Raw genomic sequence first — 19,690 nt, 5'->3', positions numbered from 1 at the left:
AGAGGGAGTCGACGTCCGGGATGTCCCGCAGCTGCTTGCGGGTGATGTCACCGGTCGGCGCCTCCACCTTGATCACATCGGCGCCGAGCCAGGCGAGGATCTGCGTCGCCGACGGGCCGGACTGCACATGTGTCATATCGAGGACGCGCACGCCCTCAAGAGCCTTCGTCATGATCGCCACCTCACGTATACGTAGCCGCCGTGACCTGAATCCATACTGTAGATTGCATACCGTATGGAGTTGCTCTCATGGTTGCGGCAGATGCAGAGGATGTCCAGGGGGCGCCCGGAAGATTTCGCCTCCGCGCTCACTCAGCCCTTCGGTCGCGTCGCTGCTCGGGGCGGGCGGGCGCGATGATGGTCGCGGCGGCTCCCGGGGGCGCGGGGCTTTCCTCGCCCAGGACCTGGCAGCGCGCCAGCCCGTGGCGCGACCACAGAGCCGCCGTCCACGCGCACAGCAGCGCGTCGACGAGGTCCTCGCGGTGTTTGTAGTCTCCGGATGCCAGAGGCGTGGGCTCGTCCATGAGCCGGCCCGACACCGCGTGGGAGGCGAGCACGAGGGGCGGATCGGCTGTGGCCAGGCCCGCCATGCGCGCGATCAGCCGGTCGCACTCCCCCGCGCGCACCGCTCGCCACTGGGCCTGCGGCACGCGCGCGGGCCGGCGTTTGTACGGGGGGCGCTCCCGGTCGTAGCCCAACTCGGCCGCTCCGACCAGGGTCGTGTACGGGTAGCACTCGGACAGGACCAGCCCGCCCGTCGGTGGGCCGGCCCTGCCGTCGTCGTACACCCAGCCCATGGCCCGCAGGCGTTCACGCAGGAGCACCCCCGCCAGACGGGGCGACCTCTGGTTGGTGCTGTTCGCACTCACCTTCCAGCGTCCGTACCGTCGGCCGACCTCCCGCTCGCACGGCCGCTGGCCGGTCGGGTTGTCGACGACCAAAGACGCGTCGACGAAGCACAGGGAAGCTCCGTCCACGGCCACCGCATCGAGCCAGGACATCGTCTCCTCGAGCCCACGGGTCCAGCCGCAGTCGAGCACTTCACCCGATCTGTCAATGACGGCGACGCCCGTCTCATTGGGTTTGGTTCGGGGTCCACCCGGCGCCCATGCGAGGTCGATACCGATGAACCGCTCTATGGCCATACGTCGGTAGTACCAGAGAAGCGGGCGGCGGCGACGGGGCCGACGGTTCCCGCACCGCGCGTGGGACGGCACTCACGCGGCTCGGTTGCGGGACGGCACTCACGCGGCTCGGTTGCGGGAGCGTCGCCGCCCCCCGGGGTCCAGGACATCACTCGGACGTCTGGCGCGGCCCGGCCCGAGTCGTACCGGGGTACTACCAGCTTCCGATCATTGACCCCCCGGGTACGACGAATCGCGGCCCGCGGGCTCTTAGCGTTCCCTGTGAGAAAGCCCGGAGCGGGCGGCACGTGAACGCGAGGGAACAACGATGATCGAGGCACATCAGCTGACGAAGCGGTACGGCGAGAAGACGGCGGTCGATCAGCTGGACTTCGTCGTCAAGCCCGGCACCGTCACCGGCTTCCTGGGCCCGAACGGCGCGGGCAAGTCCACCACCATGCGGATGATCGTCGGTCTGGACGCACCGTCCAGCGGCAGTGTGTCCGTCAACGGCAGACGCTACGCCCAGCACAGCGCGCCGCTGCAGGAGGTCGGCGCACTGCTGGAGGCCAAGTCGATCCACCCAGGCCGGTCGGCGTTCGACCACCTGATGGCGCAGGCCCACACCCACGGCATTCCGCGCCGCCGGGTGGACGAGGTCATCGAGCTGACCGGGCTGCGCTCCGTGGCCAAGAAGCGCGCGGGCGCGTTCTCCCTGGGCATGGGCCAGCGGCTGGGCATCGCGGCGGCGCTCCTGGGCGACCCGGCCACCATCATGCTCGACGAGCCGGTCAACGGTCTGGACCCCGAGGGCGTGCTGTGGATCCGCAACCTGCTGACCGGGCTCGCGGCGGACGGCCGCACCGTCTTCGTCTCCTCGCATCTCATGAGTGAGATGGCGCTGGTCGCCGACCACCTGATCATCGTCGGACGCGGCCGCCTGCTCGCCGACACCACCGTGCAGGACCTGGTCCGCAAGGCCGGCGGAGACACCGTGACCGTGGCGTCCGACCAGTCCGCCCGGCTGCGCGAGGTGCTGGCCGGCCCCGGCGTCGAGATCACCGGCGAGATCGGCTCCGAGGAGCTGCACGTGACCGGCCTGTCCGCGCGTGCCATCGGCCTCAAGGCCGCCGAGCACGGCATCCCGCTGTTCGAGCTCAGCTCCAGGACCGTCTCTCTGGAGCAGGCGTTCATGGACCTGACCCGGGACGCCGTCGAGTACCACGCCACTACCACCGTCGAGGCCCCCGGGAGGGCCGCATGAGCACCATCACCGTGACCGACAGCTCCGCGCCCGCGCCGGTGCGGACGGAGCGTCCGCAGTACAAGGTCACCGGGCGGCGCGTCCTGCGCTCCGAATGGGCCAAGCTGTGGTCCCTTCGCTCCACCTGGATCACCCTGGGTCTGGGCCTGCTGTTCCTGATCGCGTTCGGCGTGATCGCCGCCGCGCACTACAAGTCCGAGCTCAACTCCGGTCGTCCGCTGCGCCCGGACGAGGTCGGCGCCACCACGCTCAGCCTCTCCCTGTTCGGGACGAACTTCGCCCAATTGGCCCTCGGTGTCCTGGGCGTGCTGGTCACCGCCGGCGAGTACTCCACCGGCATGATCCGCTCCACGCTGGCCGCGGTCCCGCGCCGACTGCCGGTGCTGTGGTCCAAGGCGGCCGTGTTCGGCCTGGTCGCCCTGGCCGTCGCCACCCTCGGTGTCTTCATCGCCTTCCCGATCGCCGGCGGCATCCTCTCCGGCACGCGCGCGCACCTCACGCTCTCCGACTCCGGTGTCGTACGAGGCCTGCTGGGCGCCGGTCTCTACCTCGGCCTGGTCGGCGTGATCGGCACCGCTCTGGGCGCGCTGCTCCGCTCGGTCGCCGGCGGCATCGCGGTGCTGGTCGCCACGCTGATGCTGGTCCCGGGCCTGATCTCGCTGCTGCCCACCTCGTGGCAGGACAACATCAGCCCGTACCTGCCCAGCAATGCGGGCGAGTCGATGTTCGCGCTGACCCATGACTCGACGGCCCTGTCGCCCGCCGCCGGGCTCCTGGTCTTCCTCGGCTGGACGGCGCTCGCGCTGGCGGGCGCGGCCTACCGACTCGTACGTACGGATGCCTGAGACCACCCCTCCTCGGGGCCGGCGCTGTACCCGACCGAGTCACCGGGTCGGGTACAGCGCCGGTCGGCCGCTCCGCTGCCCCGCATGCGGACGGACCCACAGCGGACGGACCCACAATGGACAGGTGACCCCCCTTAGCCCGGATCAGTGACACCCATGAGCATCGACGACACCGCCCGTCCGGAGGCGCCCCCGGAACCGCCCTTCCCGGAAGCGGACCTCCCGTGGAATCACCCCCTGGCCCGTGGGCTGACCCGCCTCGGCCGATGGCTCAAGCAGGGCGACCGGAACCGCCCGTGGATCCTGGACGCGGCTGTGATCGCTGTCGTGGTGCTGATGTTCTGCGTGCCGGACCTGGTGCACGACGACGACGGCCGACGGCATGCCTTCGGCGCCAATGTCACTCATCTGCCCTGGCCGGAGACGCTCGCGCTGCAGGCTGGACTCGTCCTCCCCCTGCTATGGCGGCGCAAGAGGCCGTCACTCGCCTTCGCCGTGATCGCCGCGGTGTTCTTCGTCCAGCTGGGCCTGGGCGTCTGGCTGCGCGCCGACGTCGCCCTGTTGATCGCCCTCTACAGCCTGGTGCTGCATGGAGAGCTCCGGCGACTGCCCGTGGCCTGCGCCGTCACGGCCGCCGCCCTGGGCCTGCTCACGCTGCGGCTGCCGCCCGAAGTGTCGGTCCTGGACGCCCTGTTCTTCCTGTTCAGCACCATCACCGCGGCGGTCGCGCTCGGTCTGGCCGTACGGATCCGACGCGCCCAGCTCGCCGTGCTGCGTGACCGCGCGACCCGCCTGGAGATCGAACGCGACCAGCGCAGCAAGCTGGCCGCCGCCGCCGAACGCACCCGGGTGGCCCGCGAGATGCACGACATCGTCGGCCACAACCTGTCCGTCATCATCACGCTCGCCGACGGTGGCGCGTACGCGATCGATCGCGCCCCGGACCGCGGCAAGCAGGCACTGGTCCTCATCGGCGACACCGGACGCCAGGCGCTGGGTGAACTGCGCCGCATGCTCGGCGTCCTGCGCGAGCAGACCCAGACTCCCGCCGCCCCCGAACTCAGCCCGCAGCCCGGCATCGCGGACATCGACGCCCTGTGCACCCGGATCCGCGCCGCCGGTCCACAGGTGCGCTACCGCACCGGCGGCGAGCTGGACACCTTGGACCGCGGTGTCCAGCTGACCGTCTACCGCATAGTCCAGGAAGCCCTCACCAACGCCCTCAAGCATGCCGGCCACGAGACGCGCGTCGACCTGGCGGTGAACGTCGAGGACACGCGGCTGCACATCGACGTCCACGACACCGGCCGGGCCGACGCGACCGTCCGGCCCGGACCGCCCCACGACGAAGGACACGGACTCGCCGGCATGAGAGAACGCGCAGCCCTCTACAACGGGACCGTCACCGCGGGGCCGGCCCCCGGCGGCGGCTGGACGGTGCGGACGACCCTCGACCTCACCCCGCCCGCCGACCTGGGCGGTGTCGCGTGACCACCGTGCTCATCGTGGACGACCAGCCACTGCAACGCCTCGGCTTCCGCATGCTCCTGGAGAGCACTCCCGACACCGAGGTCGTCGGCGAGGCGGCCCACGGCAGCGATGGCGTCCGCAAGGCCGCCGAACTCCGCCCGGACGTCATCCTCATGGACGTACGGATGCCCAGCATGGACGGCATCGAGGCCACCCGCCGCATCGTCGCCTCCGGTGACCGCTCCCGCGTCCTCATCCTGACCACCTTCGACCTGGACGAGTACGCCCACGCGGCCCTCCGCGCAGGCGCCAGCGGTTTCCTCCTCAAGGACGCCCACCCGGAGGAACTCCTGGCCGGCATCCGCGCCGTCGCGGCCGGCGACGCCGTCATCGCCCCCACCCTGACCCGCCGTCTCCTGGACGCCTACGCCCGCCACCTCCCCCACGAGACGTCGAGCCGCAAGGCCGCCGACGACCCCAGGGTGCAGGCCCTGACCGAACGCGAGTACGAGATCCTGGTCGCCATCGGCCGGGGCTGGAGCAACCGCGAAATCGCCGAGCGCCTGGTCGTCGCGGAATCCACGGTGAAGACCCATGTGGGCCGGGTGCTGGCGAAGGTGGGAGCGCGCGATCGGATCCAGGCGGTCATCCTGGCGTACGACCTTGGGCTCGCTCGGCCCAACGCTCCTGAGTAGCGCGGCTCCATCCGCAACCGGCCGCTGCTCAGGCTGATGTCAGCCCCCCTTGCGCCGGGCACCTGGGCAGGTCTCCGTGTGGCAGGTCCGCACGCCAGGTGCGACGGATTTCGGCTCCGGGCTCGACGAGTCTCCGGAAGCGTGGACCTCGGCGGAGACACCGTCGGCGCCTGATCCTGGTCGTCGTCGAGAAGTACCAGACCGGCTTCGACCAGCCGCTGCTCACGACGATGTACGTCAACAAGACCCTGACCGGCATCGCGGCCGTGCAGGCGCTCTCCCGCTTCAACCGCACCGCCGAGCGTAACGACCTTGGGATTTATTAGCGGCGGGGAGGGGCTGCTGCTTGAGGGGGCGTGCCAGGTTGCTCCTGGACCCCCAAGGTCGGGTGTCAGTGGCTCGTGCAAGGGTGCCTCCCATGGAGTCTTCAGGAGTGGTTGAGGCATTGTGGGATCGGATCCAGGCGCGCGATTGGTCAGCTGTCGCCGGTTTGGTCGCAGAGGACGTCGTGGTGGAGTGGCCGATCAGCGCGGAGCGCATCGTTGGTAACAAGAACTTCGTCGCGGTGAACAGCGAATACCCGGGAGGTTGGTCGATTCGGGTGCTGCGGATTGTGGCTGACGGCAACGAGGTGGTCTCCGAGGTCGAGGTGCCGCATGACGAGTTCGGCGTGTTCCGCGCAGCCTCATTTTGGACCGTCGAGCAGGGACAGATCGTGCGCGGCCGGGAGTACTGGACAAGCGTTGGGGCTGATCCGCGCCCGGAGTGGCGGGCGGCTCTGGTTGAACCCATGTGAGGTGGCTCTGCCGCTCGCATCGACGGTCCGGCTGATTCGGCCGTGACATGAGAAGGGCCGTGCGGGTTGGGCTGGTTGTGACGCTGACCTGGGCCCGCACGGCCCGCTCCCATCCTGCCCTGTCCGGTGTTTCCCGCGCACACTTCGGCGAGTTGTTCGCCGAACTCGCCGCCCCGTGGGAAGCAGCGCGACAGTCTGCGCTTCGCGAAGCCAGGGGCGGTGAACGCCGTAGGGCGCCCGGCGCCGGGCGCAAGCCGAAGCTGGTCCTCTGCGACCGGCCGCTTCTCACCCTGGTGCACCTGCGCCATCAGCTGCCGCACGAGGTTCTCGCCGAGCTGTACGACGTCGACCGCTCGACCGTTTCGACGGCGATCCGGCAGGTCCGCTCGTTGCTTGCGGCCCGTGGTTTCGCGGTGCCCGACCGACCCGGAATGCGTCTGCGGACACTGGAGGACCTCTTCGCTTACGCTGAGGCCGAAGGGGTCGAGCCTCGACTCGACGGCGCCGAGACCCAGGTCAGACGCCCACAGGCGGGCCGTCCCGGGCGCCGAGCCTTCATCTCGGGCAAACGTCGACAGAACACGATAAAGACCACCACGTTCAGCGACGGGCAGGGCCGAATGCTGCTGTCCGGGGTCGTGCGGCCCGGCCGGATGCACGACCAGACCGCCGTACGCACCGAGGGCATCGCCGAACAGTTCCGGCTCCACCCATCGGTGAAGTCTCAGGTCGACGCCGGGTATGCCGGGCCGGCCAAGGAGTTCCCCGACCAGGTCACCGCCCCGCCGAAGAAGCCGAAGGGCGAGGCGAGCGACGGTGACAAACGGGCCTGGAACGAAGCGCGGCGGCGCCAGTCCTCGGCCCGGATCTGTGTCGAGCACACCAACGCCGAGCTGCGGCAGTGGACACCTTTGCGACGCTTTACCGGACGCCGTGACACCTACGCCGAGACACATCTGGCGATCGCCAGCCTCGTCTCCGACCGGTCCGCACGGCGCCCCACCCAACGCCGGGCAAGCACCGAACTCGTCCTCGTCCGCAACAGCGCCTGCTGATCACACACCAGCCGAACCTTCAGGCCAACACGTCCCGACCTCACCGGACGCCATCCTGTACGTGAACCGGACCGGGATCCCCTGGTGTTACCTCTGCTCGTCCACCCGCAACGGCTCGCGGCGTGGTAGGTTATAGGTCGACCACTAACAGAGGAGTGAAGATGACAGCCAAGGAAGACGACGCCGCCCGCCGCGCCGCTGCCCAGCACGCCCTGGCCGAGCACCTGCGCCTTACCGCCGCAGGACGCGTCGAGGAATGGGTGGAGCTGTTCGCACCGGACGCGGTGCTCGAGTTCCCGTACGCGCCGGCCGGCGTGCCTCAGCGGGTAACGGGGCGAGACGCACTGGTCGCGCACATGAGCAACTTTCCCGAGACCTTCGACGTCGAGTTCGTCGACCTGGTCTTCCACGACACCGTCGACCCGAGTGTCGTGATCGCCGAATTCCGCTCGAAGGGCACTGCGCTACCGACCGGCAAGCCGTACGAGCAGACCTGCATCTCCGTCGTCCGGACCGATGACGACGCGCGCATCACCCACTACCTGGACTACTGGAACCCGCTGGTGGCGATCGAGGCACTCACACCCGACGACGTGCCGTCCGACCCCGACCTCAGCGTGACTTTTGGAAGCTGAAAGGAGCCGTGTTTAACTGACGCCCATGCCCGCCCCCGGCACCAGCACGAAGAGCGACGAACGACGTCGGACCATCATGGCCGCCGCGGTCGACTGCTTCGCGCAAAAAGGTTTCTACGGTACGACGACACACGAGATCGCAGACTGGGTCGGCATCTCTCAGCCGTATCTCTACCGCCTGTACCCGAACAAGGAAGCACTGTTCGCGGCGGCGGTCGACCACGTGTCCGTCGTCATGACCGAAACGCTGGTCGCTCACTCACCGGCCTCGGGTGGGGCCGGGCCGGCGCCCGAGGCGGCGCTGGACGCGGCGCGCGGCGCCTACGCCGCGCTCGTCGCGGACCGGAACATCCTGCGTTTCCTCATGCACGCGAACTGTGCCGCCGGCGAGCCGCTGGTGGCACAGGCCGTGCGCCGGTGCTACGCCAAGCAGGTCGACACCGTCCGGCAGCTGCTGGGCGACGACGACGCCGTACGGCGCTGGTTCGGCGCCGGCATGCTCGACAACGTGGCCGCCGTGCTGGGCCTGGCCGACATCGATGAGCCGTGGGCGCACGTCCTCACCGCTCGATGACCCGACACCGGCAGTTCGGCGACGACGGCCCCGAGCCTTCCTCGTAGGCCAGCTCGACCAGCCGGTTCAGGACCCGCTCGGCGATCACGAGCTCCTCCCGCTCGGCCTGGACCTCCTGCAGCTGCTAGGCCAACTCCGCAGCGAGCCTGTCCAGTTCACTCCGGCGAGCCGAGATCCGCTCCAGCTCCCGCATCCCCACGCCCTCCCCCGCTCTCCCGGCGGTACCTGCCCGGTGACGGATCGTAGAAGCGGTACCGCGGCAAGCGCAGCAGAACCTGAGGACGCCCCCCGTAAGACGATCTTCGCCGTGGACACTGGCCGACGACCAGCGCGAGTAGCTCTCCCGGCCCTCACACCAGACCCGTGACCAGCAACTTCACGATGCACACCACTCACTGGTGCGCGAACCTCCTCGACTCGCACATCAAGCGGTGCGAGGCATGCATCGGCAGCTTCACGTACGAGTACCAGGGCATCGTCGTCAAGGACGGAAAGCCCACCGGTGAAATCCTGAACGCCTCATGGGCGGTCGGCCAGGAGGTGAAACTGGCGGGGAACTCGGCGACGTTCACGCAGCAGCTCGTCCTCGTGCCGGTGGAGGTCGACGCGAAGTTCGGTTCGGTGACACTCAACGTGGAGTTCGACTGCCTCCTGGCTGACCGGTGCTCCAACGGTCCGCAGTCGTGGAACGGGGCACTGGAGTGGACGGGGGCGGATCCCTTCTCACACTCCGCGGTCGGGAAGATCGACCACACCTGGAACGCGGCGAACAACGCGGACAAGCTGGATCTGTCCACGAAGATCACCGCCCACTCGCCGGTGGCCAACCCGGCCGCGACGCGGTGGCAGGCCGATGGTGCACAGATCCGATGCGACAAGATCTCCTCCGCCACGCCGGGTTGCACCTTCTACAAATACATCCCGACGTGGGTGATGAACTTCGCCAAGACGCCGCCGGCCGTCGCGCACGCATGGCTGATCCAGGCCAAGCTGCCCAACCACCCCGGCAGCAAGGCAGCCAACAAGCCGCTGTTCTTTCTTCCTGCCGAGGATAAGAACGCGCACAACCGTGACCCGGACGACAACCGCAAGGTGATCTGCCCTGACGGGTGGGCCGCCACCTATGGCAACCCGGACGCCACCACCGTTCCCGAGATCAGTTCGACCGACAAGGCGTCATGTGACGAGTTCGCCTACGCCTCCACCTACAACTCCGGCGGCATGCCCTCCCGCATAGGCGGCATGAACGAGGTCGACACCGGCAACGACTGCGTGCAGACCTATGCCACCCGGGTCAAGCAGGGTGAATGGCATCTGTACGACGACATCCGTGTGCCTGCTCCGACATGGGCGGAGGTGTGTGGCCGCTCGGCCATGTCGGGATGGATCAACTCCACCTCGATGGGGGAGCGTTCAGCGGGGGCTTCTCCGGCAAGTACCGGTTGCTCGATCAGGACCCGTACTGGGTGAACTTCCCCCAGTTCACGCACTGCGATGCGTCCAAGGCGACCGTGGCCTGCACGGTTCCCATGCCGTGACAGTCTTCTGACCGCTGGTGGGGCACAGCACTGGTTCTCGCTCTGCCCCACCGGCACCACGTTGTGCACGGAAGGAGTGAACCTCAATGCCTGAAAATCTCGCATGGATCGCCGATGCCTGGCGCGGCGCGAGCCCGAGCGCCACCGACCTGTACATCACCTGCGCCCGCGGCCTCAGCCCTCGGCAGCTGGCCGAACGCATGGCCGACCATGAGCCCGTCGAGGTTGGGCCCGCCCTCACCATCCAGGAAGCCCACCGCATGGTCGACCTCACGCAGATCTACTGCGTCGGCCGCATCGGCCAAAGCGGCGGCTGGTCGTTCATCGTGGAGTGTGTGGGCAGTGGAGGCTGGGCCCTGGACCCGGCAGCATCCCGCGGCGCCGAGGTCCTGATCTTCGACCCACGGCCGGACGATCCGCCCTCCTTCTTCAGGTACCTCGCCGACGGTGAGCTGCAGCTGCACTTCGAGTTGGGCTTCGGCTACGACCCCGTCGGAGCCCAGCCCGACCTCCTGCGCCCGGCGCTGGAAGCGGCTGGAGTCATCCCGCCGGAGGACTCCATCGATGACCTGCTCGGCGAGGACGAGGAGCTGTCGCCTGCCGAAGAGAAGCGCCGGGTGTTGAAAGTCGTCGGTGAACACTTCGGGCTGTCACTCCCGCAGCAGGTGATCGAAAGCGGACAGCTTCCTGCCGTGGTCACCCGCACTTCACCTCCGTCCTCCTGGTAACCACGAGCGTGCTCAGAGATCCGACAGGCGCCCCAAGGCCCGCAGGCCCGCGCCCGGCCGGCCCGGGGAAGACCGTGTGGGCGCCTGGTCGTCATGGCCTTGACCGCTGCCACGGGATGGTCGGAATGACATATCCCCACGGGCGACGCGCGACCGTGGGGACTTGAACTGTCCCGCTTCAGACGGAGCTGATTGACGACAGCAAGGGCGACGATCGGTCCACACCCGGCTGCGCTGATCAGTGCCGTTGTGTTCACGTCAGTCACGAGGTGCTGTGCTCCTGACCGGATTCAGGGAACGTACTCGGGTACCTTGGCGGGCAAGGGGTTCTTCCGGAAGTAGGCATCGATGGCGCTGGGGTTGAAGATGAACTGCGTATCCTTCCCCGCAGGCAGGACCTTGACGTGGATGCTCTTCACTTTCCCGTCCTTCTGGAGCCACCAGTAAGCGCGAGCCTTCTTCCAGTAGACGTCCCTGTTGCTCTTGTTGTTGAAATCGGCCAGATTTCCCTGGCCGGTCCAGTTCTCGTACGGGTTCCGTGTCGGATTGGTAAACATGGACTCGACCTGGGCGTAGAGGCTCTTGCCGCGCGGTGCCGCAACAGTCTTGATCCATCCGTTCTTTTCACAGAAGTCCTTGACGGTCTGACCCTTGAATTCCGAAAACTCCTTCTTCTTGCCGGGGAGCGGATCCTTTCCATAGGTCGTGTCGCCCAGTACGTGGAGCCAGATCCGGTACCAGATGCTCTTGTGGCTGTAGGCGGAGGATTTGGCGAGCCCGCCCTCGCCCTTCGCTGCCGAGACCAGATTGAAGTAGATCCACCTGATGTCGTCTTGCTGGCTCTCGGTCGACTCGGCGAGCACGGTGGCGGCGAGGCGGCGCTTGAGATCAGTTGTGGCGTACGCCGGGGTGCCGCCTGTGCTGCCACCAGCGCCTGCCGGATTCGGCTGAAGGGCTGCTGCTCCAGCCGCATTGCCCGCCCCCTGCACAACTCGGAGCAGCCGTTGTAGCGGGTCGGCTCCCCGTCCCGAGATCTTCGGTGCTGCCGACTGCTGTTGCTCCTCCGGTTGCCGAACGGGAGCCTTGTGCCGCGGTGTCTTGCGCTTGCCAGGTCGTCCCATGGCCGAGGCCTCTCCACGAGCATCCCTGGACGTTTCAGGCGACGGTGAAAGCGTTGGAAGCGGTCGCCTCGGAGCCGTCCGGATTCGTGACGGAGAGGGTGCGGTCGCCCTGTTGGGCAGAGGTGTTGACACGGACCGTCATGGTGAGAGAGGTCCCGTCAGGAGCGGCCTTGAGGGCGCTGATGCGGATTCCGGGTCCGAGGCTTGCCTTGACGCCGGGCCTGAACCCCGAACCCGCCACGGTGAGTTTGATGGCGGACGCTCCCGGTGCGTGGGAGCCCGCCGGTGTGGTGCTGACGGTGTCGACGGTCAGAGTCGCCGGCACGCAGCGCCACCAGTGCGCGGCCAAGGACGGGGCCATCCGGCGGCAGCTGCCGTTGTCGATGGAGGTGATCGTGCCGTCGGACGCGATGTCGAGGACGGCCAGGACAACCCAGGGGCCTGGATCGTCTGTTGGGCAGGCGACGGCGGGGCCATGGCCCGTGGTGATCTCGTCCGGCAGCGGTGGGTCCCCGCGATGGGACGGCGGGCAGTCGCTGAGGAAGCCGACTCGGTAACCGTCGTGCCAGCGCGAGTACTCGCACGCCGTGCCGGAGCAGCCGCAGCCCGAGGGTTCGATCCTCACCGGGCGGGTCAGCCCTTCCTCGTAACGGACGGCCACCCACTGCTTGCCTGTGCGGGATACGGGCGGGGCGTCGGCACACCAAGGATCGTCGATCTCGCCGGTCGGGTCGTCCGGCATCACCGTGATGCCCTCCGTGCGTACGTCGACGACCCGGTGTTCCTCGATGGCGATCTCATTACCTTGCGGATCGAGGAGGTAGCCGGCGCTGATCGCGATCTTCCACGGCTCGGGGCCGCTGCCGTCCGCGACTGCGGCCCGGCACACCAGGGCGCCGCAGACGACGCCCCAGCCGTGCATCATGCGGTTGTGCCGCCGCATGCGGTCCATGAAGTACTGGTTGGCGAGGTTGAGTTCGGTCGGTGTGACGACCTGACGCGGGAAGTAGCGCGGGCGCTGGGACACGGGACCGGGCGCAGAGTGCATCACGGGCTCCTCAGTAGTCGGGCGGCGGGTAGTCGAGGAGCGCCAGAACCAGCGCCATCAGGACGGTGTTCGTGACCATGACCGGCCGTACGGCGATGTCGGCGCCGTCCGGCGGGCAGCGCAGCGAGCCGTGCGCGTCGGCCGTCACCTTCAGGTTGGCCAGCGGTACGCACGGATCGGCGGGCGGTTTGTGGCAGTCGCGCGAGACCCAGCGAGCCAGCGCGTCGCGATCGATACGTCCGTCGCGCAGCAGCCCGGGGACGAACGGTCCAGGGGGTGGTTTCCTGGCCGGCTTGTCCCGGAACTCGATGCGGTAGCGTTCCCTGATCGTGCTGGGCTCGCACGCCTGCGGATCGCCGCAGTCGTCGACGTAGGCCGGGACCGGGTCGCCGAGGCATTCGTGGTAGCAGAGCACGACCTGGACGGCCGCGTCCTCCCGGCAGGCACCCGCCCGTTCGACGGCGGACTCCATGACCTCGTACGGGATCTCCAGCGGGTCGGTGCGCTCGGGAACGACGATCTGGCGCCCCCATCGGTCGACGGCGAGACCGGGCTGGACGCGGATGCTGTCGCCCTCGCCTTCCACCGTGACGTCCAGTCCGCACACCACGCCGTATCCCATGGCCAGGCGGGTGAGCAGCCGGCTGCGCCGCAGAAAGTACTCCGTCTCCAGCTCGAAGGTCGGCACGTTCATCAGTCGGCCGTGGAAGTAGTGGTTGCGCAGGGGAGCCTCGACGGCGGCCGGGCGGGTGCCCGCGGCGTCATGTCCGTTCATGGGTGTCATCGGGTGCCTCCTTCGTGGCCGGGCGGCGGGCCACCGGCCAGGCGTGTGGTGCCCACGGCCGCCCCCGCGCCGACCCGAGCGGGCGGCGGGCCTCCCAGCCGGAGGGCGGAAGTGCCGGGCGAATCCAGTGGTGTGGCGGGCGGCGGCCCTGCGACGACCGTGTCGACACCAAGCCGGTCCTGGATGCCCAGGCGCATCCGCGGTTCGATCGTGCACAGGTGGTACGTGGTGTGGGCGGGCTTCTCCTCGTCGATGACGGCCCGCACGGCGTCCACCGTGTGCTCGCCAAAGCCGGGGCCCGGTCGGACCCGGACGGTGAAGCGGTGGGCGACGTCGGCGAAGAGATGGGTGGCGTACGCGTCCTGCGGGGCCAGGACCGATCCCTCGAGCACCGCGGTCGATCCGACCACGGCGCCCTGCGCCTCGGCTGCCGCGAGTACGGTGTCGAGGCCGAGCCGGGCGGCCGGGACGCCCGCGTCGGAAGATGAACCACCGGGCAGCACCCACCAGTTGGTCTGCACGACGGGTTCCTCGATGACGGCTTCCACGCCGGCACGGGCACGGATCGCGGCCCGCAGGCCCGCGGGCGTGCCGCGCCGCGCGTCGGCGGTGGCCGCGTCACAGAGGATGCGGCGCTGCTGTGGCTCGTCGGCGTCGGCGGGCAGTGTCACGGCCAGCCAGTCGGCCAGCCGGGCGAGGTGCGCGGCCGGTGCCGCCGCCGGATCGAAGAGGGTGGGCAGCGCCTCGATGCCGCGGTGCATGTCGTCGAAGGCGCTCTCGAAGACCGTGAGCCAACGGGCGAGGAAGTCGCCCTCCATGGCTGGTTGTCGATAGAGCTCCGGAAGGTGGCGCAGATACGAGTCGTGGGCGAAGTCGATACGGATCTGCGAGAGGACCGGGGTGGCCTGCCCATTGCCGCCGAACGACATTCCGATCCACAGATCGTCCGTCGGACTGCCCGCCAGCAGGGTGTAGGGCGCGTCGTACGCCACTGCCCGCCAGCCCGGATCGGTGAAGGGGCCGGCGGAGTCGTCCGGGGCTCGGCCGTCGGTCCGGGTGCAGACATGGAGCTGGAAGTGTGCTCCCGTACCGGAGTTGGTGATCTGTGAGCGCACCAGGTGCAGAGGGGCGCCGCGGGAGCTCGGATTGCGGTACGGGCCGCCGCGCAGCACTCCGCTGGTGCGGTACGCGCCATGGCGATGGAGGCGGACCGGGGGCACCGGGCCTCCCGTGTGGGCCAACAGACCGTCGTGGTGGTCCGTGGCCAGGGCGGCGACGGGACGGGTGTAGCCGTATGCGGCCCCGACGCGGTGTCCGTCGGTGTCGAAGACGTGCAGCCGTCGGTCTCCGTTGTCGCCGAGGTACACGGTGGTCCCCGCGACGGCGAGACCCATGGGTTGTTCCAGTTCTGTGGCCCAGTCCCGCAAGGGGCTGCCGTCGGCAGCGAGGACATGGACACGGCCGCCTGAGTCCAATACGAAGATCACGGGCTGGCCGCCTGAGTCCGCTACGGCGATTTCGGCCGGCTCGGCCGGGACGGTGTGCCGGAAGCCCACGAGCGGCCGGCCCCATGGGTCGCGGGCCCGGATGCGGCCGGCGTCGACGACGTACACCTCCCCCGCCGGTCCCGCCGCGAGGGAGGTGGGCGACGCGAACGAGCCCCAGATGTCGAGGGGTTGAAGGGTCCGGAGGTCGAGGAGGAGGATCCGGCCGTTCCCGCTGTCGGCGATCAGCAGGGCGTGGCGCCGCGGATGGTGCAGCACACCTTGAGGGGTGTGCAGTTCCGCGGAGCCGGAGCCGGGTCCGCTCAGGCACACAGCCGCGCGCCGCTCGGGGTCGCAGGCACGGACGAACAGCAGCCGGTGCTCCGCGGGCTGGGTGAAGAAGACGTCGCCGTGCGGCAACGCGGCCACACCCGCGGGGAGCACGGGCGAGGCGTCACCGTCCTCGGGCGGTAGTGGGCCGTCGACAGCGGGCAGGGATTCCAGCCGCAGGCCTCCGTCGGGACCGAGTGCGAGGCCGCTGCGGTCCATGCCGAGCCAGCGGCCCTCACGGTTCAGATAGCGATATGCGGGCGGCTCGGGCACGGCTCACTCCTCGATCGCGGACCAGGTGACGAGCCACTCGCGCTGGGCGGTCCTGAGCAGCGCCGAGGAGATGACGGCGAGATCGCCCGCGTACACGAGGAGTGGCACACAGCAGAGAAACTGTTCGGGTGTCGCCGCCTGTACGTACGCGGGCCCGTCGAGTGCCACCAGACCCGGCTGTGCCTTTTTGCCCGGCATCACCAGCGGACGGTGCCCGTTGACCTGGGCCGTGTAGCAAGGGGTGGTACGAAAGCTCGTGGCCCCTGTAAGGACCTCGGCCTGCAGCCCGAGCGGCACTGATTCGGGGTCTTCCGGAACGGCGTACCAAGGCTTCCAATCGGCGGGCACGGTGCCGCAGACGATGCGGGGGCGCTGCTGAGGCCTGGCATTGCGGCGCAGGGTTGCCGAAATGTCCGCGTGGAGGCGGCAGTCGAGTATCCCGGCGCGTGCCAGCGCGATCGTGCGGCCCTCCTGCAGGGCGAGGCGCTGCGCGTCGTCGACCGGGCGCAGGGCGCCTGCAGCGTCCGGCCGCAGCCGGGCCCAGCACAGCACGGGGCGCTCGCGCAGGCGGACCGCGCCGCGCGGGGCGCACACGCCGTCGCGGGTCTCGGTCTCCTCCAAGTCGTCGTCCGAGGGGTAGGAGAGGGTCAGGTCGAAGTACGCCGGGCTGCCGTCCGGCTCACCTGCGACCGGGGGCACCGGTTCGGTCAGCGGCTCGCCGAGCATGAGTTCGCGACCTTCCGCGTCCAGCGCGTAGCCCGGCTGGATCCGTACCTCACGCTCCCCTCGGCGGCCCGAAACGGCGAGTCCGTTGCCCACACCGGGCTGGTGGAGGCTGCGGTTGTGCAGCCAGCGCAGTGCCCGGTTGTGGGCTTCGAGGCCCTGCAGGTCCTCGGCGTACAGCTGCTGACCGTCGAAGAAGAGCGGGCGTTCCAGGGCGCCGGGATCGGGAAGCGGGTGCATGGTTCACGTCCCTTCTCGGTGGCCGATGCCGAGCCAGGCCACGGACAGACGCTGTGCGCGGGCGAGGCGGAGCAACGACTGGGCGGTCACGTCACGGCCGGGCAGGGGCAGACCCTGCGGAGGCCGCAGCCGGGGTGACAGGGCGACCCGGACCAGGAATCCGCCGGGCGTGGGCTCCTCCACGTAGCTCTGTGCTGTACGGATCAGCGGAGGGAAGAGGGCCGGTGCCTGCGGGGCGGGCCACTGGAGCCAGGCGAAGTAACAGGGGGTGCGGTCGAAACCGGCGGCTGTGGTGTCGATCGCGACCTGGATGCCCAGCGGACCTGCCTCGAAGACCGACAACTCCGACGGCTCCCAGGATTCCCACACGGTGCCGTCGGCAGGAGTGGTGCCGAAGCCCAGGTACGGGGGTGCCTGGTCGCGTCCCGTCGGCGCGGACGTCAATTGGGGCCTGCGCCGGGGGTCGTAGGCCAGTACGGCCAGGACCACCTCTCCGCAGGGATCGGTAGCGCCCTGAGCGCCCTCTTCGCAGGGATCGGTAGCGCCCTTGGGGTCGCGCCAGGTCACCGTCACGCGGTCCGGCCTCCCCGGGCCCGGTGTCCGCAGGCGTGCGACGAGGGTGGCAGGACCGGTGGGCAGGGCCAGGGTCACAGGGGCGGTAACGAGAACTTCCCGGCCACGGTTGTCGTACGCCGTCCCGGGCTCCACCTTCACCGAACGACCGTCTTTGCTGAGCCGGACGGCCATCCCTTCGACCACACCCAGGCCGGTGTGCAGGGCACGGTGGTGCCACCAGCGCACCTCGGCATCGCGGGCCAGCTGGTCGCGCAGGTCTCGGGTGCGCAGGAGCTGTCCGGGGGCGTGCCGCAGCCGCTCCAGGTCGAGGGGGCGTTGCCTGTGCGTCATACGGCCTCGATTTCGTGCGGGCCCGACCCGACCAGGCCGTTCGGCGGGATGCAGACGTTGGCGCAGTGCGCGCCGCTGTCGGTGAGCAGCTCCAGTCCAGTGGCATGGGCGACGCCCGGAACCCCGTCGAGAACCTGGAGGATCTCCGAGCGGTAGACGTCCCGGCCCAGTGGCCAGCCGTCCCCGTCCGGTCCGCCGGTGAGCGGGTCGAAGAACGCGTCGAGGGCCCGCGCGACCTGTGTCCGCAGGACGGCGGGGTCGGCCCCCGGACGAGGCCGGACCTGGGCCCGTACCGTGATCCGCTGGTACGAGGGGCCGGTGACCTCGACCCGAGTGCCGAGGATGCGATGGGCGTGCAGATGGGCGCGGACAGCGGCGAGAAGACCGGGGCCCGGCATGGGCCGTCCAAGAGGCAGGTACGGCACGACAGTTACCCACACCACGCCGGGTGCGACGACGCATGGGAAGGCGGGGTGGCTGTTCGCGCGGGCGACCGCACGGGCGAGCCGCACGCCGGGAGTCAGCAGCGCGAGGCGCTCGTGGTCGGCGAGAGTGACCGCGCGGAGGGTGTGCTCGGACAACCGGGCGGCGCGCACCTCCGCTGCCGCGAGAGTTTCCGCCGCCGAACCTCCCTCGGCAGAAAGGGAGTTGGTGGCCCGGCTCACGGCATTCGGATCGATGGAGGCGTCGGTGAGCAGGGCCCGGTTGTGTGGAGACGCGGCCAGGGCCGTGACGCGTCCGGCAGCGATATTCCCGGCCTGCGCGGCCGTCGTTCGGGCGACGGCGATGACGCGTGCCCCCGCCGGGGGCACCCTGCCGCGCTCGCCGTCACCGAAGGTGATCCGGCCCGTCGCGGCGTCGAGCAGGGCGTGGGGGTCGGCCGGCCCCGAGGCGTCGAGTGTGGGCCGAATCCGCCACTGCCGCCAGGTGTGTTGATCGCTCGCCGGTTCCAGCGTCCACAGCCCGGAGATCTCGGCCGGCTCCTCGCTGACGAGGTACGTCTGCTCGGGGGCGCCGGTGGCGTGCCCGAGGTCGGCGGCTTCGAGAGTGACCTGGTGCGGACGTCGGTCGAGTACGAGGACGGCGGGCGCGGAGGCAACTTCCGTGTCCCAGGCGGTGATCCGGCCCTGCGCGTCGAGCCGGACGCCCAGGCGCACGGTGCGGCCGCGCGTTACCGCTGCAGGGACGGCGGCCCCGGGGGCGAGGTCCCACCGCACCTCGCCGACCGGTACGGACTGCTCGGCCACGGCCGCGTTCACCGCGAACCCTGACAGCATCGGCGCCTGGTCGTAGCCGGCCCGCACCAGCCGGCAGCTCAGCCGCGAGAAACCGGTCCGTGCCGAGACCACGACCATGCCGGTCCGGGTGAAGCACCGAGTGGTGTCCGTGACTTCGTCCGCGGAGAGGAGCCTCCAGCCGCCGGACGCGGTGGCGATCTCCCAGTGCGTACGCGCCCCATGGTGCTCCAACGGTCCGTCACACTGCGGGAGTTCGGGTGTCGCCACGATGCTGACGGGCGTGCTCGGGGGCACCGCCGCGTCGAACTCGAGCAGTATGCGGTCCCCCCGCCGCGGATCGGGCCCGAACGGGGCCACCGTCGTACCGCGCCGCAGCCCCTCCGTCAGGTCGGCCGGACCGTCGCGGTCCTCGCGGCGCAGCGCGGCCAGTTGGGCGACCGTGGCATGCAGGGGATCCAGCGTCCGCAGCCGGACGGGTCGGCCGTGCGGATCGCGGCCGCCGAACTCCACCGAGGCCGGAAACGTCACCGGGCCCGATCCGGCCCGCAGAGCAACCTCGAGGACCGTGCGCGCGGGCCGGGGTCGACGGGGGGTGATTCCGGCGAGAGCGAGGAACGCGCGGCGGTGCCGCTCGGGTATCTGATCGAGCTGGAAGATCTCCATCTCGGTGATCCAGGCCAGGAGTTCCACGAAGGTGATGCCCGGGTCCGAGGCATTGTGGTCGGTCCACTCCGGCGCGTACACCGGAATCAGGGAGCGCGCTTCCTCGACCAGATCCGCCCAGCGCCGGTCGTCGAGCTGCGGCAGCGACAGCACCAT

The 19,690-nt window shown here is 69.7% G+C and carries 19 protein-coding genes and 1 pseudogene; 11 read left to right on the top strand and 9 right to left on the bottom strand.

Translation table 11 applies throughout. From position 1 onward, the window contains the following. Both IEY95_RS46230 and IEY95_RS46225 read right to left on the bottom strand, forming a co-directional pair. A partial coding sequence (locus tag IEY95_RS46230) for a CoA transferase (RefSeq protein ID WP_189192327.1) occupies positions 1-172 on the bottom strand: 172 nt, incomplete at its 3' end. 136 nt (positions 173-308) lie between these two features. Continuing rightward, complete coding sequence (locus tag IEY95_RS46225) at positions 309-1,145, bottom strand: DUF429 domain-containing protein (protein ID WP_189192326.1); 837 nt, start codon at positions 1,143-1,145, stop codon at positions 309-311. 307 nt (positions 1,146-1,452) lie between these two features. On the opposite strand from IEY95_RS46225, the gene IEY95_RS46220 reads away from it, so the two are divergent. The 11 genes and pseudogenes from IEY95_RS46220 to IEY95_RS46170 all read left to right on the top strand — a co-directional run bounded on the left by IEY95_RS46220 (position 1,453) and on the right by IEY95_RS46170 (position 10,724). Next, positions 1,453-2,388, top strand: coding sequence for an ABC transporter ATP-binding protein (locus tag IEY95_RS46220; protein WP_189192325.1), 936 nt, complete (start codon positions 1,453-1,455; stop codon positions 2,386-2,388). Further along, complete coding sequence (locus tag IEY95_RS46215) at positions 2,385-3,233, top strand: ABC-2 transporter permease (protein ID WP_189192324.1); 849 nt, start codon at positions 2,385-2,387, stop codon at positions 3,231-3,233. The genes IEY95_RS46220 and IEY95_RS46215 overlap by 4 nt, the downstream gene beginning before the upstream one ends. Positions 3,234-3,389: 156 nt before the next feature. Next, the gene (locus IEY95_RS46210) at positions 3,390-4,724 is read left to right on the top strand and encodes a sensor histidine kinase (protein WP_189192323.1); all 1,335 of its coding nucleotides are present in this window, start codon (positions 3,390-3,392) and stop codon (positions 4,722-4,724) included. Beyond that, positions 4,721-5,398: a response regulator gene (locus tag IEY95_RS46205; RefSeq protein WP_189192322.1), complete on the top strand. Its 678-nt coding sequence runs from the start codon at positions 4,721-4,723 to the stop codon at positions 5,396-5,398. The genes IEY95_RS46210 and IEY95_RS46205 overlap by 4 nt, the downstream gene beginning before the upstream one ends. Before the next feature lie 173 nt (positions 5,399-5,571). Then, a pseudogene (locus IEY95_RS50940) lies at positions 5,572-5,703 on the top strand (type I restriction enzyme subunit R domain-containing protein); the annotation flags it as partial. 113 nt (positions 5,704-5,816) lie between these two features. Next, the gene (locus IEY95_RS46195; RefSeq protein ID WP_189192321.1) at positions 5,817-6,194 is read left to right on the top strand and encodes a nuclear transport factor 2 family protein; all 378 of its coding nucleotides are present in this window, start codon (positions 5,817-5,819) and stop codon (positions 6,192-6,194) included. A gap of 59 nt (positions 6,195-6,253) precedes the next feature. Further along, positions 6,254-7,249: a transposase family protein gene (locus IEY95_RS46190; RefSeq protein ID WP_373294685.1), complete on the top strand. Its 996-nt coding sequence runs from the start codon at positions 6,254-6,256 to the stop codon at positions 7,247-7,249. A gap of 161 nt (positions 7,250-7,410) precedes the next feature. Then, the gene (locus IEY95_RS46185) at positions 7,411-7,884 is read left to right on the top strand and encodes a nuclear transport factor 2 family protein (RefSeq protein ID WP_189192320.1); all 474 of its coding nucleotides are present in this window, start codon (positions 7,411-7,413) and stop codon (positions 7,882-7,884) included. Between the two features lie 25 nt (positions 7,885-7,909). Next, entirely contained in the window at positions 7,910-8,458 is a 549-nt protein-coding gene (locus IEY95_RS46180; RefSeq protein ID WP_189192319.1) for a TetR/AcrR family transcriptional regulator, read from the top strand. A gap of 363 nt (positions 8,459-8,821) precedes the next feature. Continuing rightward, positions 8,822-9,928, top strand: coding sequence for a hypothetical protein (locus IEY95_RS49890; RefSeq protein ID WP_229703822.1), 1,107 nt, complete (start codon positions 8,822-8,824; stop codon positions 9,926-9,928). Between the two features lie 154 nt (positions 9,929-10,082). Beyond that, positions 10,083-10,724, top strand: a complete 642-nt coding sequence (locus IEY95_RS46170; protein WP_189192318.1) for a DUF6461 domain-containing protein — start codon at positions 10,083-10,085, stop codon at positions 10,722-10,724. 290 nt (positions 10,725-11,014) lie between these two features. Here the strand turns inward: IEY95_RS46170 and IEY95_RS46165 are convergent, their stop codons facing one another. The 7 genes from IEY95_RS46165 to IEY95_RS46135 are packed head-to-tail and all read right to left on the bottom strand — an operon-like array spanning position 11,015 to position 19,690. Continuing rightward, the gene (locus IEY95_RS46165; protein ID WP_189192317.1) at positions 11,015-11,845 is read right to left on the bottom strand and encodes a hypothetical protein; all 831 of its coding nucleotides are present in this window, start codon (positions 11,843-11,845) and stop codon (positions 11,015-11,017) included. A 34-nt stretch (positions 11,846-11,879) separates the two neighbouring features. Beyond that, positions 11,880-12,893: a hypothetical protein gene (locus IEY95_RS46160; protein WP_189192316.1), complete on the bottom strand. Its 1,014-nt coding sequence runs from the start codon at positions 12,891-12,893 to the stop codon at positions 11,880-11,882. 10 nt (positions 12,894-12,903) lie between these two features. Beyond that, on the bottom strand, positions 12,904-13,677 hold the full coding sequence (locus IEY95_RS46155) for a hypothetical protein (protein WP_189192315.1): 774 nt from the start codon (positions 13,675-13,677) through the stop codon (positions 12,904-12,906). Continuing rightward, entirely contained in the window at positions 13,674-15,764 is a 2,091-nt protein-coding gene (locus IEY95_RS46150; protein ID WP_189192314.1) for a phage tail protein, read from the bottom strand. The genes IEY95_RS46155 and IEY95_RS46150 overlap by 4 nt, the downstream gene beginning before the upstream one ends. 3 nt (positions 15,765-15,767) lie before the next feature. Then, positions 15,768-16,727, bottom strand: a complete 960-nt coding sequence (locus tag IEY95_RS46145) for a hypothetical protein (RefSeq protein WP_189192313.1) — start codon at positions 16,725-16,727, stop codon at positions 15,768-15,770. Between the two features lie 3 nt (positions 16,728-16,730). Further along, entirely contained in the window at positions 16,731-17,633 is a 903-nt protein-coding gene (locus tag IEY95_RS46140; RefSeq protein ID WP_189192312.1) for a hypothetical protein, read from the bottom strand. Then, positions 17,630-19,690, bottom strand: coding sequence for a putative baseplate assembly protein (locus tag IEY95_RS46135; protein WP_189192311.1), 2,061 nt, complete (start codon positions 19,688-19,690; stop codon positions 17,630-17,632). Before IEY95_RS46135 ends, IEY95_RS46140 begins: the two co-directional genes overlap by 4 nt.

It is taken from the genome of Streptomyces albiflavescens (genome assembly GCF_014645835.1).
GTDB classification, from domain to species: domain Bacteria; phylum Actinomycetota; class Actinomycetes; order Streptomycetales; family Streptomycetaceae; genus Streptomyces; species Streptomyces albiflavescens.
This window is presented reverse-complemented; position numbering and strand designations above follow the sequence as displayed.